The sequence below is a fragment of the Rahnella sp. EDr1-12 genome, assembly GCF_049206505.1.
GTDB classification, from domain to species: Bacteria; Pseudomonadota; Gammaproteobacteria; order Enterobacterales; family Enterobacteriaceae; genus Rahnella; species Rahnella rivi.
Genome location: NZ_JBLZNY010000003.1, coordinates 64,963 through 82,596, shown reverse-complemented (window position 1 = coordinate 82,596; position 17,634 = coordinate 64,963). Strand labels below are relative to the sequence as shown.

The window sequence follows — 17,634 nt, the reverse complement described above, 5'->3', positions numbered from 1 at the left end:
GCCCGTGCTTATAGGCAAGGTAAGAATTTATGTGGTGGGTTCTTCATAATCTTCGGAGCTGGGGACATCAAAGATAGGTGGCGCTTCCATCCGCGGGTCTTCATTTTCAATCGCGGTATTTTTAATAACTTCGGATTGCTCTTTGATGCTTGCGATCAGTGCTCTTGCATCATCCGGCTTATCCAGTGCCAACTCCACAAGTTCGAATAGAGTCTTGATAGCCTCCGTGTGATACGCCGCTGCCGCGCCTGTTGTGTTCAGGTATTTGAAGTTGGGGATAACGGTACCGTCGCTAAACTTCCTGTCACCGTTGTAGGTGATCGCCTCTTTACATGCCCGTTCAACATCCTGCGCAATCAGCCCGACTTCTCTTCCCCCGTCTTTTTTACCGTAGATAGAACCGTTAAAAGTTAGAACGGATGCTAATGCGTTTTTTACTTTTTCAATGTCGAACTTGTGACGGATATCTGATCCAGATGTCCAGGTGCCGGACGCTGTCGCATTGCCGCCTCGGAGAAACTCCCATCCGCCGCCGCCAGACAACGCAACGAAATACGATTGGATCGTAGTGTCCCCCGCGCGCCGAATACCTGTCTGCGCCAGTTCGGTGTACCACCGGTATACCGTCCACCCCATCGGTGTACCAGGGCCTGACCCCCCGGCAGAGTTGTTATTCACCTCCACTCTGTTCTGTTCACTCGCAGTAACGCCTAAACCCCCGCCCGCGCCCCCGGTGACCGCTCCGGTAGCAGTAACGGCACCGTTAATAGTACCGCCGGTAGTTGGGTAAGCACCCAATGCCGTTCTGGCAGCGGCGGCGGTTACAGCACCTGTTCCACCGTTTACAATCGGCAAGGTGCCATTAACGCCAGAACCAAGAGGCACTTGTATTTTGCCGTACTGAGGAACCCATTCAGACCAGTTAGGGGATGCAGGGGTGAATGCACCCGTCAAACCACGGGTATATGTCTCTCCTTGAAAGGAGATGTACATTTGCTGGCAGCCATAGGCTGATTTAGTCACATAGAGCGTCCCGGCTTTTGCAATCGGGTATCCGTTGGCAACGATCGCATTGGCGTTTGCTGTCTGGTAGTAAATATTGAAATCAGTCACATTCCCCAGACTGTTTGGCGTCACTGTGGCATTCAGAAGGCCACCGTCGGCATAAGCTTTCGCCATGTCAGAGGTCAGTTTCGCAAAGCTGCTGATGTTCACAACGGTGCCGTCAGGAGCTGTCACGCTGACAGTGCCAGTTCCCGTCATGATAGTTTGCCAGCCGTCCATCTGTGACTGGTAGTAACCGAGCTGCGCGGCCAGGCGTTTGGAAAAGTCAGGTATCGAATCCGTATAAAAGCTCATCACCGCGTAAGCGGCTCCAGCAGCCACGGTACCGGCTGATGTGGTGAGAGTCAGATGAGTAGCATCCTCCACGCTGGCGATTTCATAGATTTTAACTGTTCCAGATGCCGGAAGCAGAAAGGCCTGCCCCGGTCCGACGCCGAACTTAGCATCTAAAAAGTTAGTGCCGGTGCCGGTGACCTTTGTTGCCGCTACGGAGACTGTGCCTGTTTTATACCAAGCCATATTTACGTTACTCCAGATAATAAAAAACCCGCCGAAGCGGGTCTGTTTAGGTTGGGTAATTTATTTTTCACACGTCGTCGATGTGAAGTTTGATCTGCTAACCCAGCGCCAGCCAAAAGGGTCTCCGGCTTTATACTGGGTTTGGCCTGCAACCTTACGTACGCCATAAATCTGTACAGACTTTTCCTGTCCACCGATGAGCGCGGTACCGCTACAGACGGGTTGCTGCTTCTCAATAACGCCTGAACATCCCGTAAGTACTCCCGCCAATGCAATCACAAATAAAATTTTTTTCATTTTTATGTCCCTTCGATACTGGATATCGGGACGATAACAACGATATTTGGAGAGGGATAATTGGTTAAATAGATCAATTACTTGAAATTGATCGTTCAAAACGATCGTTCAATTCAATCAATTGATTAATAAGCAGATACATCAATTGCGTATACCACGTCGTTTGAGTTTGCATAGCCAACATTCTCGAGCTGATCACCTCCCGGACTGTCTGTCTGGGTAGAGGATATTCGAGTAGTTGACCCGTTGAAGTATGCATAGGTCTGAATGGGTGACTGGAAAGGGCGCGTTGCGCCCCCAGAATGAATAACGCCGACCATTAAGCCAGTCATCTGTGGCATTACCGCGTAATTTCCGCTGAGTGAGGTATCGATGTTGTACCCCAGGTTAGCCGGATTACCCGGCGTTCCAACAGCAATGGGGGGATTCATCACCTTGGTTTCATTGGTCAGTATGCACTGTCCCTGAGCGTCGTTTATCGCTATCCCCCACGCCGGTTTCGGCTGGGGAATGACGATGCCAAAAATATAAACAGTGACATTACCTACGCTGCCGCCGGCAAGTCTGCCTACCGTAAGCGTATATACACCACTATTATTACTGAGCCTGCCGTAAACACCGGTTACATCAGATTTGAAGGCGACAACAAAGGGGCTCGAGACAGAGACGGCTAAGTTAATCACCCCGCCGCTTCCGCCAAAGTTGTACATATTCTTTGAGACCAGACTCATCGGCGTCGTGTCTGGCGTTGAGAATGGAATACCATACTCATCGACCAATATTGCCCCGTAATTTGCCATGTCATTGCTTCACTAAGTAAACGATCAGCCAACCTTCAGCTGCCGTGAATGTACCGGTTGAATAATCAGAACCGGCATTTGAGAGGGATACGCCGGTCGTGGAGGTGGTGATTTTTCGCCGGGCCGATGAAAGCTCAGCCCCCATAACCGGCGACTGCATCACGGACACCTTATAACCAGAAGGTACGACATAGGACCATGCCCCCGACACCTGGTCTTTTGATAGATAGATTGAGCCCAGTATCAGGATCCTCACCAGCCCCGTGTTATTGGGGGTCCTCGAAGCACTCCATGTTTGAATACCAAAATTCGCCAATCAGAATACCCCCGTCAGTTCCCCGATCTGCACACGCAGGACTCCGTTACCATCTGCAACGCTGATAGTTGTGTTGGTGGTTTTCATCTTGCCACCGCTGCCGGTACCGAAGTTCACAAAGGTACCGCCTTTATCCAATCGCCAGCCGGAGACGTTGGCTACGTAATTGGTGGACTGAATGAAGTTGCCGATCTTGGCGTTGGTAATTGTGCCGTCCTGAATGAAACCTTCATCAATGAACGTCTGCCCGCTGCGAATGGCAAAGAACGCTTTTGGTGTACCGTTCACATCAGACATGACTGTGAAATTGCTCGCCAAAAATGCCACGTTCGTCTGCATGCCTTCCGGAGTATTTTCAATGCCAATACCCATGCCCGCTGCATAATAGGTACCATTGCTGGTCACGCCCAACTTTATGCTGTACTGCGCAGACACATTCCCAGCTAAATCAGCCATTGCGCTGGCGGTTGTCTGCACGACGGCATTTGTTTCACTGAATTGAGCTTCTACGGTCTGCTGATACTCAGCAAAGGCTCTGCCCGCATCAGCCTGCGCTGTTTCGGTGGCTGTCACGCGAGCCCGAATAATCCCTGTAGCTGCACGCTGCCCGGTGGCATCTTTGTCATTGGAAAGCGAATTCTCAATAGCCGCTAATGCGGAACTATCGAAAGAGGCTTCAGTAACGCTGGCAAGGCTTGCGATAGCCTGTTCCGTTGTCGTCTGCGCCGTTTGCAATGAGCCTATCGAGGCCGTATTCCCGTCGGTCGTTGCCTTGACGCTGTCAATCCTTGTCCCCAGGGCTGTATCTGCAGTAGAGCGCGCCGTCGCCTCAGACGTTATTGCTGTGGTGTTATTTCCGACCGTCGTTGTCAGGCTATCAATACGATCACCCAGAGCGGTGTCTGCTGTAGCGCGAGCCGTCGCTTCGCTTGTGATAGACGTCGTATTATTTCCAACGGTTGTCGTTAGATTATCAATACGAGTACCCAGCGCCGTATCTGCCGTAGCGCGGGCAGTTGTCTCCGTGGTGATTGCAGTTTTATTGTCCCCCACTTGAGCATTAGTCAGATCAATACGCTTGCCCAGCGCCGTATCAGCGGTGGCGCGTGCGGTAGTTTCTGTGGCAATCGCCGTCTTATTACCGTTCGCAGTAGCGGTTACCGCTGAAATCTGCTGAGCCTGGTTAACATCATTCTGCTGGAGGATGTTGACCTGTGAGACAACCTGAGCGATTGAAGATGTGCTGCCGCCGGTTATGGCGTCTACCTTGCCTTGCAGCTCAGTGTTCACCTCATCAATGTGAGTATTGGTTGCATCAATTTTATCGTTGGCTGACGTGACAGCGTCATCCAGCTCTTTGACGCTATCCTCTACAGAATCGACCCGAGAAACCAACTGTTTGCCCAGTTCCGAGTTCAGCACTTCTTCGGCGATGTCGCCCAGTATCTCGGACACATCAACCGATGACGTCCCCATGACGAACTCAGTCCACTCCCCTGCGTTACCAATCCTGTCGACCAACCGGGCGCGGTACCAGCGGCGAACGCCTGCCGCCATCGGTCCGTGCTGATACGACGAACCCGGATAGGGAACCGTCACCAGTAATGTCGGGTTTTGATGGTCATCCGTGGTGGACTGCTGCAACTCGGTATAGGCGGTATCACCGCTGCCTGCAGGAAATGCCCAGGTCACGTTGATATTCCAGACGACGTTGTCGCTGGCGAGCAGATTTGTCGGCGTGCCGGGTTTACCCACTTTGCCGTTCAGCGTAGTCGAATCTGCGTATCCCCACGGAGAGGACACATCGACGGCGTTGATCGCCCGGACGCGCACGTCGTACACGCCCGCATAAATTCCCTGAACGGTAAAACCCTGCGCGCTGGTCTTACCTACGTTAACCCAGTCGCCGTTGTCTTTGCGCCACTGCGCGGTGTAATTGATCGCCCCTTCCACTTTGTCCCATGACGCCTGCAGCGACGCGACGGTAAGCCCCTGTGCGATGTGGTCAACTTCTGTGACCACGATATTTGCCGGTACCTTCATCACGTTGGTCGGCGTGACAGTGATCGGTGCTGAATCGACTTTCACCCCGTCATCGATGTAACGGTATTTATTCGGGTCGTGCTGCACGCCCGCAATCGTGAACGTGCCGTCGTCATTTGAAGAGATTGACGTGATACGAAAGTATTGAATCGCTAAGTTATCGCTGTCGATGGACCACACGGCGCCGCTCACCGGCGTCATGCGGTATGCGGTGATAACCGTGAACGTTTTCTTATCGGCGCTGACGCCGCTGATCGTCCGGGTTTGCGCCGTTCCATCGGGCAAATTCACTACCAGACGGTCGCCGATGCCGTAATCCGCTACCCGGTCAACGGTGATGTTTTTGCCGTTAACCGCACTGATGCGTCCGCCGTTGGCTTTCCCGGCTCTGAACGGGTCAGCGATGCCAATAATTTCTGCCGGCATGGGAATGTAACCGTCCAGCCCAACGCCAAAGGACACGGTGCCGTCTTTCGCATTGGACAGGATCACCCAGCGCCCGCGGCGGTGCGCCTCGCTCTGAGATGTGCAGCCAATGGCCGTCAGCTGGGTTTCATTCCAGTTATATCGTGCGACAAGATCAGGCTCATAAACGCTCTCGATCGTGTCAGAATAATGATTAATCGGATCTGACCAGCTGACCTGACAGGAAGAAAAGCGGTTTTTATAGGAGCCTCCGGCGTAAGTAAACATGCCGTCAACCACGTTTGAGCTGTGGTAGGTAAAATCCACGTCGTCCTGCGGAACGTCGGCGCGCACGAAAATCTGGTCGTTCCCCCAGAAGGTAATGCCCCGGAAGATGGCGGCCAGATCCCGCAACACGGTGTAGGCATCCTGCTGGCTCTGGATGAACACGTTGCAGGTAAAGCGTGGTTCTGTGCCACCGGCGCCGTCTGACACTGCCTCGTCGCAGTATTGCGCGATGCTGTACAGCTCCCATTTGTCGATGATGGTCGCGTCTACGCGGTTGCCCATGCCGTAAATTTCATCGAGCACCAGGTCGTAAAAAATCCACGCGGGGTTATTGCTGTAGGCGATTTTGAAATCACCCGACCATGTCCCGCTGTAGGTTCTGGTCACTGGGTCATAGGTGGTCGGTACCCGGATCAGTTTGCCCTTTGGCTTGCAGGTGGTTTTCGGCACGCTGCCGTTAAATTGGCTGGAGTCGAGCTCGACATAAAGCAGCGCTGTATTCGGATAGCGCAACTTACTGTCGATTACCTCAGCAAAGGAAAACACCTTGAAGGCGTTTATCAGCTTGGTTGAGGTTGAATCTGGGGTGATGCGGCGCACGCGTATTGTCCAGCCTGACGCCGAGTCAGGTAGATCGATGCGATGGTCACGCTGATATTCTGACGTTGTTTTTCCTTCAAACTTACCGTTGACGACCGTTTTATACGCCGCACCGTCGGTAGATAGGTCGATGGCATATTCCGTGACGGTGCCGACCATGTCGCCGTTGTCTTTGTACTGGTACTGAATCGGCAAGCTCAGCTTGATCCGGATAGCATCGAGTGTCAGGTTTGAGAATTGCCGGGTCCACGGCGTGGAGGCTTTTACCTCGATGCCCACCGAGGATTCGTTATCAATTTCAGGCATGCCCTGCAGGTAGGCCTGATCCTGCGTGCCTTTACGGTAATCCCACTTCACGCCGGTAAAATTATAGGTGCCGTCATCGTTCGCCAACGGGGTATCATTGAGGAAGATTTTCTGCGCGACCAGGTCACCCTGAATCTCACCTTCAGAGAGCGCGAGAACCATCTTAAGCTTCGCTTGCGACAAAAGATCATCGGCCTGCTCAACCGGCGTATGAGCACTCCCGCCACCGCCTTTAGCGCCTAGGAGAATAGTTTCGCCTTGAAGTAGTTGCATATGTCGCCCATAAAAAAACCGCCCCACGGCGGCTGTTAATAGATCACTGTTCGAATATCAGGATGTTAAAAATTTCATGATGGATATATGTTATAGATTGAAATCGAAATATTTATCCCGCGTAACATTCTCCAACTAAATAGCCTAAAATGAGGATAACCATGCCATTTGTTAATAGAAAGATTGAGCTTAACTGTAAGTTTGATAACCTAAAAGATGCTGAAATTGAGGTTGTGCAGCTCAAAATGGTAATTGGTTTACTTATTGCAAAAATGCCATTAGATCAAAGAGAAAATATTATTCTCGAACTTAATGGGTTCGGCTTGAATGAATTTTCCAAGCAATTTACTCAATTTGTTCTTGAGTAAATTTGCAAAAGATAGCTTCTTTGGACTACACAATTATCCTCCTGAACCTGACTCCTAAACTAAACAGGCATTTTTATTGCTGATCGCTGGAGAAAATACCTGCGCTGATGATCGCACCGCCGATTTCACGCTGCCCGTAAAGTAGCGGCACGGGGTATCCCATTGCCACCGTATTAACCGGGGCGCCGAATGCGTAGTTTGCTTTGTTGTCAGAGTCAGACGAAGCCCCAACGTTAAAGCTGGGCTGTGGCGTGAGCATCTGCACCACGCCGCCGATGGTCATACTAAGACCAATACCCACCAGCGCTGTGGTTGTTGCCGCCGCCGTAGCCGCACTGATCCCGGCAAACGCCGCGAATGAGGCGCCAGCGGTAAAGAAGGCTGCCACCAAAGCAACAGCGCCAATCACAATCTGCAGCATGCCTGCCTGTTTCGCCCCTTCAATCACCGGCACCATTGTGTACTCGGTCGCCGCCGCGGACATGTCGAACTCCTCAAGCGAGATGTTGTTCTTGCCGCTGTAGAAAGCGAACTTCACCCCGTTGAGATGGGCGTTTGAAACGTACTTTTTGAAGCCCTTCACCTGGGAGCACATCGCGCGCAAAAACTCGTTGATGTCCGCCACGTGGAAACGGTGAACCCTGCCGAATTTCTTTCCGATTGCGCCTTTGAGCGTCATGGTCTTAAGCATTAACTAACTCCTTGCGACGGACGACGCGAACCGTCCGATCCCGGAAATATTTACCGTATGGAACGCGGGCAGAAAGGTTGCCAAACATGTGGTGAACCATGATGTTATCTCCAAGATAAATCGCCGCGTGATTGGTGACCGGTGCTTGAACCCGCATCATGATCATATCGCCAGGCTGCATGCTGCTGGCATCAATCTCGACGAACCCTTCAGCCTGCCAGTTATCGTCATAGAGATTTTCTTTCCCGTCGACCCACCACTCACGGTCAACTGAGTAATTTTTTACGGTAATGCCGTACTCCATCCGGTAGTAGTCCATGATGATCGACCAGCAGTCAGCATGGCCCAGAACCCAGCGGCGGCCAGCAAGCTCGCGATCGCCGCGCGGTGACAGCGTACAAAAATCACCGTCCGGCCACGACATGATCCCCCACTCCACGCCGGAGTGGTCGCACTGGATGCGGTCCATTTCTGACGGGACCAGATGCACCACATCGGGGTGTGAGTGGATCACCATGATGACTTCCCCGACCTTGGTCGCCGCCAGATAATCATCCGGCGACAGCATGAAGGTTTCAGCCGCGTTCTCGGCAATATTGCGACAGGGAATGAAACGCTGGCCGGTACCGGTTTCGACGATCAGCCCGCAGGCCTCGTTCGGATATTCAGCGGCCACGTGCGCCCGGATTTGGCTGATGAGTTTTTCACGCATAGTTATTTCCCCTGTAGATTGGCCGCCGGGAAGCCGCCAAAGGGTAGTGGGTTTTCGGTACCAAACCGCAACTTGCAATCCGACATCCGGCCGCCGCACACATCCAGCGCGGGATTGCTCGTGGGCGTGCCGTCTTTCAGAAAGTAATTGGTGCCGTTGTAATCGCAGCCGGTTCCCGTTCGATACCATCCACGCATGCACCAGGTGCACACCGGGGTTATCTGGCGGGTTGGCAGCTGCAGGCTTTGAACGTCGAACGGCGAACACAGTTCGAAGTCGACCTGAATCCGCGTCTCGGCTTTTTTGGCGTTGATGTAGTAAAGCTGAACGCGTTCATCAATCGGGCTGGCAGTCGGGTTGCCCGCTGTCCAGTTCGCGGCATCAAGATATTTGGCCAGCGTGGTGTGCACTTTGACTTTCGCCTTCACCATGTCGTCGTACTGCAGGCACAGCGCCGTGACGTAGTTGCCCACGTTACCCACCGAAAGCGTTGGCGTTGGCTGCGACCCCGTGCTGGATAGCTCCAGACCGGTTAACTCGTAGGGGTGCGGATCGTATTCATTACCCTGCCAAATGATTGAAGGCAGGTTGTCGGCGGCGAAAGACTTCCAGCCCGCGGAGTCTATGTTGTGCGCATGAAAGCGCAGCATGGTGTCGAAGCCAAACGCCGTCCCGTCGATTTCTATCAGCTGGATCAGCTGCCCCGGTTCAAGCGCCTGCACGTCCTGGGTAAAGCTCATGATATCTCCAAATAAAAAAGGCCACCCAAAGGCAGCCTCAGATAGTTGTGGTGGTTTTAAGGCGCAAACGCCTGCTCGAAAGTAAAACTCAGCGTCGCCTTGTCTCCCGCGGGAAAACTGACCGACACTGAATCAGACTTTACCCGCCAGAGGAGCCGTTCTCCCCAAGGAGTCGTCCACCAGAAGGATGAAATCACGTGGCTCAGGAGAAATTGACGGATCGCCGACGCCTCCGTTTTTTTACCCGTCCAGCTCAGATTCCACGTTTCAGCTTTGGCATTGATGCCGCTGGCGGCAACCTGTTTGTAACCGTCGCCGAACTGCGCTTGTAGCGTTCTGACCGTGTCGGTACCCTGGGCGCTTTTCTGCGTTCGCCAGGTAAAGGTTTCTGTAGGCATCACTTCTCCCAAAATTACAGAATGCGTCATGCGGAATTATTTTTTATACAGCAGGCCGCCGGGAGCCATTTCCTTCCTGAGCCTGTCCGATATTGTCTGCTGAACAATGCCCTGCAGTTGTTTGGCCGTGTTTGCCGTATCGCTGCTGCTGACGTCATTCGATGAAGACTGCTCGCCGATGGTTACCGGGGCGTAAACGCTGATGTCGGTCGCGCCGAACCTGCCCGCCGCCCCGCGGGATCCCACATACCCACCCGTGGCGTAGCCCTTCATCAGGCGATAAAGATTAGCCACGCCCAGACGGCTGGTCGCCTCCTTTGTGAAAACGAACTCCCCGCCGTGAACGATGCCTTTGGGCTCATACTTACCGCCGTGCCCGGTGTAGCCGCCCACGTCAAACTCGCGGATATAGCCGCCGTTATAAGCCAGCTGCAAATTACTGTAGGCCCCTGATGAGAACGATGTGTTTGACGAAGAGGAGGAGGCGCTGCCGCTTATCCAACCCAAAGCAGACTGGACGGTATAGGCGACGATTAGCCGGTTAATTATCTGAGCGATCATTTTTAAAATCGACGTTGAGAAATCCCGAAAGCTGGCTTTACCGGTGGTCGTCAGGCTTGTCAGGCTGTCAGCAAGGCCGTTGAATCCCGCCTGCGTCACCTGTTGCACCGAAGTGAATACATCGGTTGCAGATTCGGCGTATTCGGCCCAGCCCTGCTTCGCTCCCGCCACCCAGTTCGACCGCAGCGCGTCCTCTGCCGCATACGTTGCCTGCTGCTCCTGCAATACCCGTTTCTGAGCGTCCGGATTGAATGCATAGGTTTCCTGCAGACGCTGCAGCGTCGCGGCTCTTTCCGCCTGTTTTGATGAAACGCCATCCGCCTGAGCATCCAGCGCCGCGCGCTTTGCCGACTGCTGCAGAGCAAACTTATCGGCCTGATCGGAGAGCGCATTCAGGCGCTGCTGGGCCGCGACTTTATCCCCTATCGCCGCCAGCTGCCGTTTGTACTCCAGCGTTTCTTCTTTATGCGCCAGCAGTGACTTTTCCTGCGCGGACAGCTGGCGGGTGCTGGCCGCCTGCTCCAGCACCGTATACTGATTCTCCGTCTGCCACAGATCTTTGCGCTGCTGGCTGATAACGTCGTTCACGCTGGTGTGCTGCTGCAGGACTTTGAGCTGGGCCTGCAGGGTCATCAGCTCACCCTGCGCATTATCCGTCGCCTTGTCCCCCGCCGAGGTGGTGATCGCTTTCGCTTTGGGCGTTTTCGGATCTTTATATTTCTCTTCAATACCCTTTTTAATCTGGGCAATTTCATCGTCGCTCAGCGCCTGATTAAGCCGGCGGCGTTCGGCGATGTACTGATTAAGACGCTGGTACTCCTGCGTTCTTTGCTCTTCCTTGCTCTGACCCGCGTCTGAAATCGACTGGAAGTGCTGCTGATTCTGAAGCGAGCTGCGCTCAAGGTTTGACTGCTTCTGTTTTTCGTCGGTTTTTCGCTGCTCGGCGTGAAGCTGCTCGGTCAGGGAGGAGACCATCTGACGTGCCTGATCGCGGGCGGTTTCCAGCCCAAACCGCTGCTGCCCCTGCGCGGCGGTGTTTCTCAGCCCTTTGTCCAACTCATACAGCCTGTCCGTGGCATCCGCGAGCTGTTTCTGAAGCGAGTCCGCCCGGCCTATATCCAGCAGGCGGTTCCACATGGATTTGAAAGAGTCGCCGACGTAGTCCGCCGCGGTTTCCAGCGCGCCCATGTTCTCTTTAATGTTGCCGGCCATGTCCTTGAAGCCGGCGGCGGCGGCTGTGTTGGCGTAGTTAAGCGCCTCGGTGTTTTTCCCTGAGTCCTGCAGGCTTTTCACGTAGTCCAGCTGCTGGGCGGTAACGTGACCATATTGCTCGGCCATCGCCCGCAGCCCGCTTTGCGGATCTGAGGTAATGCGGCCAAACGCCGCCGCCAAATCTTCTACTTTGGTGCCGGTGGCATCAGACAGGGTAGAAATGGAGGTGGCCACGCCCAGGAAGTTTTCCCCGAGATTGGCCCCCGCTTTGACTAACGCATTGAGCGCCGCGGTACCGGCGGTAAAGGAGTCGCCGCCCTGCGCAATCGCCTCGGCCATTACCAGCAGGTTGTTGGCAGTCTGCCCCGAGCGGTCACCGGTCATCACCAGCGATTTGTTAAATTCGCTGAGCACCCCCTGACCCTTTACAAACGAATAGGCCACGGCCACCACGGCAACGGCCAGCGCCACAAAGCCCAGGGTCGCCGGCGTGAGCAGGCCACGCACCTTCCCCAGATTTTCGGCGTTCTCCGCCAGCGCATTGGCATTCTCAGATAACGAATCTTCAGACTTTTCAGCCGAATCACTGACGCCAAAGAGCGCGGCCTGGATCGCACGGAAGAGGTTCGATACGCCGCCGAAGGAATCTTTAACCTGCCCGCCCTGCTGGAGCATGATAAGGAAGGGGCTTTGCCCACCGGCGAGCTGGGTCGCGATATCGGTAAACTGTGCGGGGAGGTTGCGCAGGGCGTTGTTGTACTGCCCCACGGATATCCCCACCCGTTTTGCCACCAGCTCCTGGCGGGAGAAGGACTGCTGAACCTGTGCGGACGTCTCAACGGCGGCGGCGCTCAGCCCGGTAAACTGCTTACGCACGTAGCCGAGCTGTTCATTGAATTTCGCGGCGTCAACGTCAAGATTAACGACCAGATCACCCACTGGCTGGGCCATAGCGCACTCCTCCTGGCAGGCTTTCTGCGATCGCCATTAGTTGTTCATCATCAGGTTCGTGATTTTCTTCCACGACCTTGGGTTTAAGCAGGCTAAAATGACCCGCGGTCAGTTCTGTTTCCCCGCACACCAGCGATAAAATATGGAGGCTAAGCGAGGCAAAGTGGGCATCAAGTAACGCCTCTTCGAAGTAATGGGTCTGATAGAACTGATGCCACTCCTCGAGCTCGCTGGAGGACATGTTTGAAAGCATGGTGCGCCAGTTGGGTCGTCTCAACTCGCGCGCCAGCTGCATAACAAAGCCCTTTTCACGGGTTAGCGCTTTTCCGCCGTCTCCTCTTCAGCGACGGACTCTGAGGGCGCAGCTTCCGTGGTGACCTCGCCCTGCTCCGGGTTCAGCATGCCGGACAGGATTTTGACCTGCGTATCCGCTTTGCCGATGGCCTCGACCGGCCAGGTGCTCATGACCTGCTGCTGCAGATCGTGAATATCCGGCTTTGGTGACTCACTGTGCCAGAGCGACATGGCAATGATCATCGCGCCGGCGCGGATATTGAGCTCTACCAGCGCGGACGTCAGAGTCTGATCATCAGGCTCATCTTTCGGCAGGGCCTTTTCCTGCGCCGCCAGATAATGCAGCAACTCAACGCGCTGCAGCGCCGAGAGCTCATAGAGCGTGGTTTTCGCCCCGTTAAACTCAAACAGTTCAGACTTTAAAAACATGCTCGCTCCGTTAGGCCGCCGTGACGGTCAGGTTACAGATGGCCACTTTCTGACCCTCATTGGTCATGATGATGATTTGCGCCGTGCCCGCTTTGACGCCTTTTGCCGTCACGTTTTTACCGGAGACGGTGATGGTGGCAACGGTCAGATCAGATGACGCCGCGCTGAAAGAACCGTTAGTCGCGCCGTCAGGCAACACCGTGACGCCGATGACGCTGCTCTGCCCGACCACGACGCTCGCGGCGGACGGGGTGACGGTGACGCCCGAGACCGGAACCGCGGCAGCCTGATTGCTCTCCGCCAGCGCCGGCTTGCCGGTATTGGTGATTTTCACCGTGCGAGTGATCACCTCTTTTACCGGTACCGCTTTGCCCAGGCTGCTGATCCAGCCCCGGAAAACGTCCACGGCGGTGTTGGGGTAACGGATTTTGTACCCGCGCACCGCACCGTCGTAGAACCAGTTAACCAGATCCTGCTGGCCGCTTTCGCCCGGCTTCCAGGCCAGCGTAAAGGAGGTGTCACCCGACGATTTAGCGCCCTGCGCGGTGCCGTTCCAGTCGGCGTCGGCATCATCAAGATAGGTGTCATCGTAGGATTCCGCCGTCATTTCACCCGGCGTCAGCTCCTTGATTTTTGCCAGCCGCGTCCAGTCCTGATCCGATAACGGATTGGCATAGGGATCGCCGCTGCCGGTGTAAATCCAAAGCGTGGTGCCCGCACCTTTGGTCGGTTCGAGTTGTGTGGTCATAGATTCCTCACATTAAGTAAGTCAGGGTGTAACGCAGGTCAGCAGAGCCCCACGTCGACATTTCATCATCGCGCTGGTAGTCGTAGCCCTCCGGCGTGATGTTTTCGATAAGGTCTGAAAGTGCCGGGATGTCGCCTACCACCGGATAAATATGCTGCTCCATCCACCGGTCGAGCTCGGTGTCGGGGCTCACCGCCTTGAGAAAAACCTCGACGTGAAGCGTTGCCCGCCATTCGTCTTCATCGAGTGTTTCCCCGGTAGGTTCAGCGCCCGAAAGATAGACGGCGACGGCGGGCAGGTCTTCGGCGGTCAAAAAGCTCGGACGACCGTCATACCAGGTCACGGAGGGGGCGGTCACCGAAAGCTTGAGCGCGTCCAGCACGGCGTTGCGGATTTTCGGGTGCTTTATCATCGTTTAACGATAAGCCTCAGTTGATTTTTCAGGGCCGCCGCCATCTCTTTGGGCATATCGCTTTGCATCAGGCGGTTTGTCTCCACCGTATAGGCGTTGGTTAGCGGCGTCGTCAGGGGGATTTTCACCACGTCAATCGGGTACCGGCTTTTCCCCGAGCGCTGGAGAACGTGCCAGCGTCCGTTGGCAAGCTGCTGAATAAAGGCGTCGCGGAACGTGAAGCGCCCGATTTTCAGCACGCTGCCCTGCCCGCGCACGTTGCCCTTACGCCGGGAGATACGCATTTGCGCGGCCCCGAGCTTGATGGCGGGCAGGTTGCCCCGGTTGATTTTTAACGTGGCGACAGGCCGGTTCATCGTGGCCTTTTTCAGCTTTGCGCGTTGCATGACCAGCTTTCTCGGCACCTTCGTTTCCTTCGATACCGACGAACTGCTCCGGCTGATCGCCCGCCCCGCCACCCGGTTCACGGCCTGCGCCGAGGCGCGGGGAACGGCGGTCTTACTGATGTTGTTCAGATTACTGATCGCCTGTTCAAGCCCTTTGATGGTCATGTGCTCCCCTTTATTCCAGCCAGATTTGCGGCTTTCCGTTAAACACCTGATGGCGGGTGACGATGTAACTTTCGCCCTGATACATCACCTGATCGTTACGGTGAGGCCGGTAAGCGGCAGAAAAAATCACCACGGACAGGCCGTCACCGCTGACCGGCCCCATTTCGGGCAAAAAGTGGCTTTCAACGCCGGTAAGCACGGCGCCGTTAATCACCACGTCTCGCCCAAAGCGCGCGACGGTGGTGGCATCCATCCGCGCCGCCAGCGCATCGAACGGGTTAGGCATTGATTTTGACTTCAACGACGGTCGAACCTGCACCGGCCTGTTCCCACGCGATCCCCGCCGCCACGGCATCCGCCGCCGCCAGCTGGATTTCACCGTCCGCGATATACACTTTTGTCCCCGCCGGAATGGCGTCGGCGGAGACTTTCGGCAGCAGGAATACCCCTTCCGCCATGCCCGTACCGGTTTCATTCGGGGCAATATCCACCAGTGAGACAACGAGCAGGGAACCCAGCACCACGGGGGCGCCGCTCTCAATCACCGCCTGACCGGTATTGGTAATGGAAATGGTCTGCCCTTCCTGCATAAAATTCTTAGCCATAACAAAGCTCCATACGCCCCGCGAAGGGCGAATTTTAGGTATAAAAAAAGCCCTGACGGGCGTGAAGGTAACGCGGGGAAATGTTACTGGCCGCTGGACTTGACCAGGCCGCGGTAATCCAGCGGCGCCACGCCGGCGTCGATGCGCACTTTCGTCGCGATGCCGTCGGTATTGAAGCCTTCCTGCTGGTCGATGTACGGCAGCTCGACCCCGTTCAGGTAAGCCACCTCGATGGTATCCATGCCCTGCGCCGCCGCCAGATACCAGGCTTTCGCGCTGTTGTCATCGAGGCGTGGCTCACCGATAACCGTCGCAAAGTTCTGGATCGGGTTGATGATGCCGGCGTTCACGTCGGCCCCTTTCACGCTGGCTGATTTGATCGTCTGGTTGGCGACCGTCTCAAGCGAGGTCGGCACAATCAGGAAGGCCGGGCGAATGTTCAGTGTGCGCCCGGTGGTCGGCTCTTTCTGTACGCGCATCAGCTGGCGGCCGGCGTCCAGATTGGTCACGTCAATGGCGCCGGAGGCCAGGTTTTTGTGATCGCTGCTGAACAACGCCTTGCCGTCGGATAACTTCGGGTTGCCGGTGAGCACGGCGTAGACCAGATCGCCGATGGTGGCCTTCGCCGCGCGCCCCATTTTCATCGGCACGTCGGTCAGCTGGTTCAGATCGTCATTGATGATGGCCTGACGGGTAATGGAGAAGATTTCACCGTAGGTGGCCAGCGCGATGGTTTCGCTGTTATCTGCGGTGGTCACGTATTTGTACTCCGCCCCTTCGCGCACCTTACGCAAAGACGGGAAGCCGCCCATGCCGACGCGGTGCGCCGTTTTAAAGTCGGAGAGCTGCCCTTTCTTCGTCCAGGCTTCGAAGGTCTCTTCCGACTCTTCCCAGCCCTGCAGCAGGGACTTATTCGCCACGTCCAGCAGGATATTGCCGAAGTCGGAGGTGCTGTGGGTCAGGGAAAGGCCGACCATCTGCATCGGGTTGAACGCCCCCACGCTGACGCCGCGTTCGGTCAGCGACATGCGCGCATATTCGCGCAGCGTCATGCCGTTGTAGACGTTGTCGTTTTGGCGGTCCTCATAGCCCGCGCGCGCCATCAGTGCCTGACGAATGCCGTCGCCGGTAAAGTTACCGTTCCCTGCGTAGATGTGTGCATTGCCGCCGTTTTTATTCGACGGACTGGCATCTTTGCCCAGCATGACCAGCAGTTGGTCCTTGGCCTGCTCGACCGTGCAGTCGATGTCTTCGATGCACGTCGCCTGCAATTCCTGATGGCGGCCGCCGAACATCGCGAACAGGTCTTTGATCCCCGTGACACGCTGTTTCTGTGCCGCAATCACCTGATTACGAATGGTATTTTCATCCAGCGCGGCGGGGGCAGGAACAACCGGTGCAGCGAGCGGATTCTGCGGCGCCGGCGGGTTCTGGGTAGTCGCTTTCGGCTTAGTGATCATGTTTTTCAGTGCGTTTGGCATAGCGTCGAATTCCTCGATACGTTTTGAATTAATGCGGGCCATCGCCTGCACCGCGGTAGAGATCTGGTCGGCAAAACCGTGCTCAAGGCATTCCTGAGCGGTCATCCACGTTTCCTCACCCAGCATCAGGGAAAGTTCGTCGGAGGTTTTACCGGTTTTTTTGGCATAGGACGGGATCAGCACGGCCTCGACCTTGTCCAGCAGGTCGGCATAGTCGCGCATGTCGTTGGCGTCGCCGCCGGTGATCCCCCAGGGTTTGTGGATCATCATCATGGCATTTTCAGGCATGATGATGGGGTTCCCCACCATCGCAATCACCGACGCCATCGAGGCGGCAAGGCCGTCGATATACACGGTTTTGCTGGCCGTATGGCTGTTGAGCAGGTTGTAAATGGCAATGCCGTCAAAGACGTCACCGCCCGGTGAATGGATGTGCAGGTTGATATGGTCGAGGTCGCCCAGCGCTTTCATGCTGCTGGCAAACTGGCGGGCCGTCACGCCCCAGTAACCAATCTCGTCGTAAATATAAATATCGGCGGTCTTGTCACCGCTGGCCTTCATGCGGAACC

17 protein-coding genes and 3 pseudogenes are annotated in these 17,634 nt (G+C 55.4%); 1 reads left to right on the top strand and 19 read right to left on the bottom strand.

Features of this window, described 5'->3' with window-relative positions:
• Positions 1–27 precede the first annotated feature (27 nt).
• The 5 genes and pseudogenes from ACO0U8_RS14320 to ACO0U8_RS14300 form a co-directional block, all read right to left on the bottom strand.
• On the bottom strand, positions 28–1,584 hold the full coding sequence (locus ACO0U8_RS14320) for a pyocin knob domain-containing S74 family peptidase (RefSeq protein ID WP_421671046.1): 1,557 nt from the start codon (positions 1,582–1,584) through the stop codon (positions 28–30).
• Between the two features lie 60 nt (positions 1,585–1,644).
• Positions 1,645–1,881, bottom strand: coding sequence for a phage exclusion lipoprotein Cor (gene cor / locus ACO0U8_RS14315; protein WP_217203767.1), 237 nt, complete (start codon positions 1,879–1,881; stop codon positions 1,645–1,647).
• 125 nt (positions 1,882–2,006) lie between these two features.
• A complete protein-coding gene (locus ACO0U8_RS14310; protein ID WP_217203768.1) occupies positions 2,007–2,681 on the bottom strand; it encodes a hypothetical protein in 675 nt (224 codons plus the stop codon).
• A gap of 316 nt (positions 2,682–2,997) precedes the next feature.
• Positions 2,998–3,462, bottom strand: a pseudogene (locus ACO0U8_RS14305) (phage tail tip fiber protein); the annotation flags it as partial.
• Positions 3,463–4,386: 924 nt separating this feature from the next.
• A pseudogene (locus tag ACO0U8_RS14300) lies at positions 4,387–6,912 on the bottom strand (host specificity protein J); the annotation flags it as partial.
• Positions 6,913–7,073: 161 nt separating this feature from the next.
• Here ACO0U8_RS14300 and ACO0U8_RS14295 point away from each other — a divergent pair.
• A complete protein-coding gene (locus ACO0U8_RS14295) occupies positions 7,074–7,280 on the top strand; it encodes a hypothetical protein (RefSeq protein ID WP_421671045.1) in 207 nt (68 codons plus the stop codon).
• 73 nt (positions 7,281–7,353) lie between these two features.
• On the opposite strand, the gene ACO0U8_RS14290 is transcribed toward ACO0U8_RS14295, so the two are convergent.
• From ACO0U8_RS14290 to ACO0U8_RS14225, 14 genes and pseudogenes are all read right to left on the bottom strand, one after another.
• Positions 7,354–7,971, bottom strand: a complete 618-nt coding sequence (locus ACO0U8_RS14290; RefSeq protein ID WP_056769676.1) for a tail assembly protein — start codon at positions 7,969–7,971, stop codon at positions 7,354–7,356.
• On the bottom strand, positions 7,964–8,683 hold the full coding sequence (locus tag ACO0U8_RS14285; RefSeq protein ID WP_217203770.1) for a C40 family peptidase: 720 nt from the start codon (positions 8,681–8,683) through the stop codon (positions 7,964–7,966). Before ACO0U8_RS14285 ends, ACO0U8_RS14290 begins: the two co-directional genes overlap by 8 nt.
• Positions 8,684–8,685: 2 nt before the next feature.
• A complete protein-coding gene (locus tag ACO0U8_RS14280; protein WP_421671044.1) occupies positions 8,686–9,423 on the bottom strand; it encodes a phage minor tail protein L in 738 nt (245 codons plus the stop codon).
• A 56-nt stretch (positions 9,424–9,479) separates the two neighbouring features.
• Positions 9,480–9,821, bottom strand: a complete 342-nt coding sequence (locus ACO0U8_RS14275) for a phage tail protein (protein WP_217203772.1) — start codon at positions 9,819–9,821, stop codon at positions 9,480–9,482.
• A gap of 36 nt (positions 9,822–9,857) precedes the next feature.
• The gene (locus ACO0U8_RS14270; RefSeq protein WP_421671283.1) at positions 9,858–11,675 is read right to left on the bottom strand and encodes a phage tail tape measure protein; all 1,818 of its coding nucleotides are present in this window, start codon (positions 11,673–11,675) and stop codon (positions 9,858–9,860) included.
• Positions 11,676–11,681: 6 nt separating this feature from the next.
• Positions 11,682–12,545: pseudogene (locus ACO0U8_RS14265) on the bottom strand (phage tail length tape measure family protein); the annotation flags it as partial.
• Positions 12,526–12,840, bottom strand: coding sequence for a phage tail assembly protein T (locus ACO0U8_RS14260; RefSeq protein WP_112166094.1), 315 nt, complete (start codon positions 12,838–12,840; stop codon positions 12,526–12,528). The pseudogene ACO0U8_RS14265 and the gene ACO0U8_RS14260, both read right to left, overlap by 20 nt.
• A 20-nt stretch (positions 12,841–12,860) precedes the next feature.
• Positions 12,861–13,268: a phage tail assembly chaperone G gene (gene gpG / locus ACO0U8_RS14255; protein ID WP_217203774.1), complete on the bottom strand. Its 408-nt coding sequence runs from the start codon at positions 13,266–13,268 to the stop codon at positions 12,861–12,863.
• 10 nt (positions 13,269–13,278) lie between these two features.
• On the bottom strand, positions 13,279–14,016 hold the full coding sequence (locus tag ACO0U8_RS14250) for a phage tail tube protein (RefSeq protein ID WP_217203775.1): 738 nt from the start codon (positions 14,014–14,016) through the stop codon (positions 13,279–13,281).
• A gap of 7 nt (positions 14,017–14,023) precedes the next feature.
• Positions 14,024–14,428 carry a phage minor tail U family protein gene (locus ACO0U8_RS14245; protein ID WP_112166089.1) on the bottom strand — a complete coding sequence of 135 codons (405 nt, stop codon included), beginning with the start codon at positions 14,426–14,428 and terminating at the stop codon, positions 14,024–14,026.
• Complete coding sequence (locus ACO0U8_RS14240; protein ID WP_112166087.1) at positions 14,425–14,979, bottom strand: phage tail protein; 555 nt, start codon at positions 14,977–14,979, stop codon at positions 14,425–14,427. Before ACO0U8_RS14240 ends, ACO0U8_RS14245 begins: the two co-directional genes overlap by 4 nt.
• 10 nt (positions 14,980–14,989) lie before the next feature.
• Complete coding sequence (locus ACO0U8_RS14235) at positions 14,990–15,265, bottom strand: DNA breaking-rejoining protein (protein ID WP_112166085.1); 276 nt, start codon at positions 15,263–15,265, stop codon at positions 14,990–14,992.
• Positions 15,258–15,584 (bottom strand): DUF2190 family protein, encoded by a 327-nt coding sequence (locus tag ACO0U8_RS14230; protein WP_421671043.1) that lies wholly within the window; start codon positions 15,582–15,584, stop codon positions 15,258–15,260. Before ACO0U8_RS14230 ends, ACO0U8_RS14235 begins: the two co-directional genes overlap by 8 nt.
• A gap of 83 nt (positions 15,585–15,667) precedes the next feature.
• Positions 15,668–17,626, bottom strand: coding sequence for a ClpP-like prohead protease/major capsid protein fusion protein (locus tag ACO0U8_RS14225; RefSeq protein ID WP_217203807.1), 1,959 nt, complete (start codon positions 17,624–17,626; stop codon positions 15,668–15,670).
• Between the last annotated feature and the right edge of the window lie 8 nt (positions 17,627–17,634).

What these genes read in the sequence shown, in the direction of transcription:
- gpG (WP_217203774.1), bottom strand. Translation starts at nt 13,268, where the DNA reads ATGTTTTTAAAGTCTGAACTGTTTGAGTTTAACGGGGCGAAAACCACG.
- ACO0U8_RS14225 (WP_217203807.1), bottom strand. Translation starts at nt 17,626, where the DNA reads ATGAAGGCCAGCGGTGACAAGACCGCCGATATTTATATTTACGACGAG.
- ACO0U8_RS14320 (WP_421671046.1), bottom strand. Translation starts at nt 1,584, where the DNA reads ATGGCTTGGTATAAAACAGGCACAGTCTCCGTAGCGGCAACAAAGGTC.
- ACO0U8_RS14280 (WP_421671044.1), bottom strand. Translation starts at nt 9,423, where the DNA reads ATGAGCTTTACCCAGGACGTGCAGGCGCTTGAACCGGGGCAGCTGATC.
- ACO0U8_RS14240 (WP_112166087.1), bottom strand. Translation starts at nt 14,979, where the DNA reads ATGACCATCAAAGGGCTTGAACAGGCGATCAGTAATCTGAACAACATC.
- ACO0U8_RS14250 (WP_217203775.1), bottom strand. Translation starts at nt 14,016, where the DNA reads ATGACCACACAACTCGAACCGACCAAAGGTGCGGGCACCACGCTTTGG.
- ACO0U8_RS14260 (WP_112166094.1), bottom strand. Translation starts at nt 12,840, where the DNA reads ATGCAGCTGGCGCGCGAGTTGAGACGACCCAACTGGCGCACCATGCTT.
- ACO0U8_RS14290 (WP_056769676.1), bottom strand. Translation starts at nt 7,971, where the DNA reads ATGCTTAAGACCATGACGCTCAAAGGCGCAATCGGAAAGAAATTCGGC.
- ACO0U8_RS14310 (WP_217203768.1), bottom strand. Translation starts at nt 2,681, where the DNA reads ATGGCAAATTACGGGGCAATATTGGTCGATGAGTATGGTATTCCATTC.
- ACO0U8_RS14285 (WP_217203770.1), bottom strand. Translation starts at nt 8,683, where the DNA reads ATGCGTGAAAAACTCATCAGCCAAATCCGGGCGCACGTGGCCGCTGAA.
- ACO0U8_RS14230 (WP_421671043.1), bottom strand. Translation starts at nt 15,584, where the DNA reads ATGGCTAAGAATTTTATGCAGGAAGGGCAGACCATTTCCATTACCAAT.
- cor (WP_217203767.1), bottom strand. Translation starts at nt 1,881, where the DNA reads ATGAAAAAAATTTTATTTGTGATTGCATTGGCGGGAGTACTTACGGGA.
- ACO0U8_RS14245 (WP_112166089.1), bottom strand. Translation starts at nt 14,428, where the DNA reads ATGATAAAGCACCCGAAAATCCGCAACGCCGTGCTGGACGCGCTCAAG.
- ACO0U8_RS14275 (WP_217203772.1), bottom strand. Translation starts at nt 9,821, where the DNA reads ATGCCTACAGAAACCTTTACCTGGCGAACGCAGAAAAGCGCCCAGGGT.
- ACO0U8_RS14295 (WP_421671045.1), top strand. Translation starts at nt 7,074, where the DNA reads ATGCCATTTGTTAATAGAAAGATTGAGCTTAACTGTAAGTTTGATAAC.
- ACO0U8_RS14235 (WP_112166085.1), bottom strand. Translation starts at nt 15,265, where the DNA reads ATGCCTAACCCGTTCGATGCGCTGGCGGCGCGGATGGATGCCACCACC.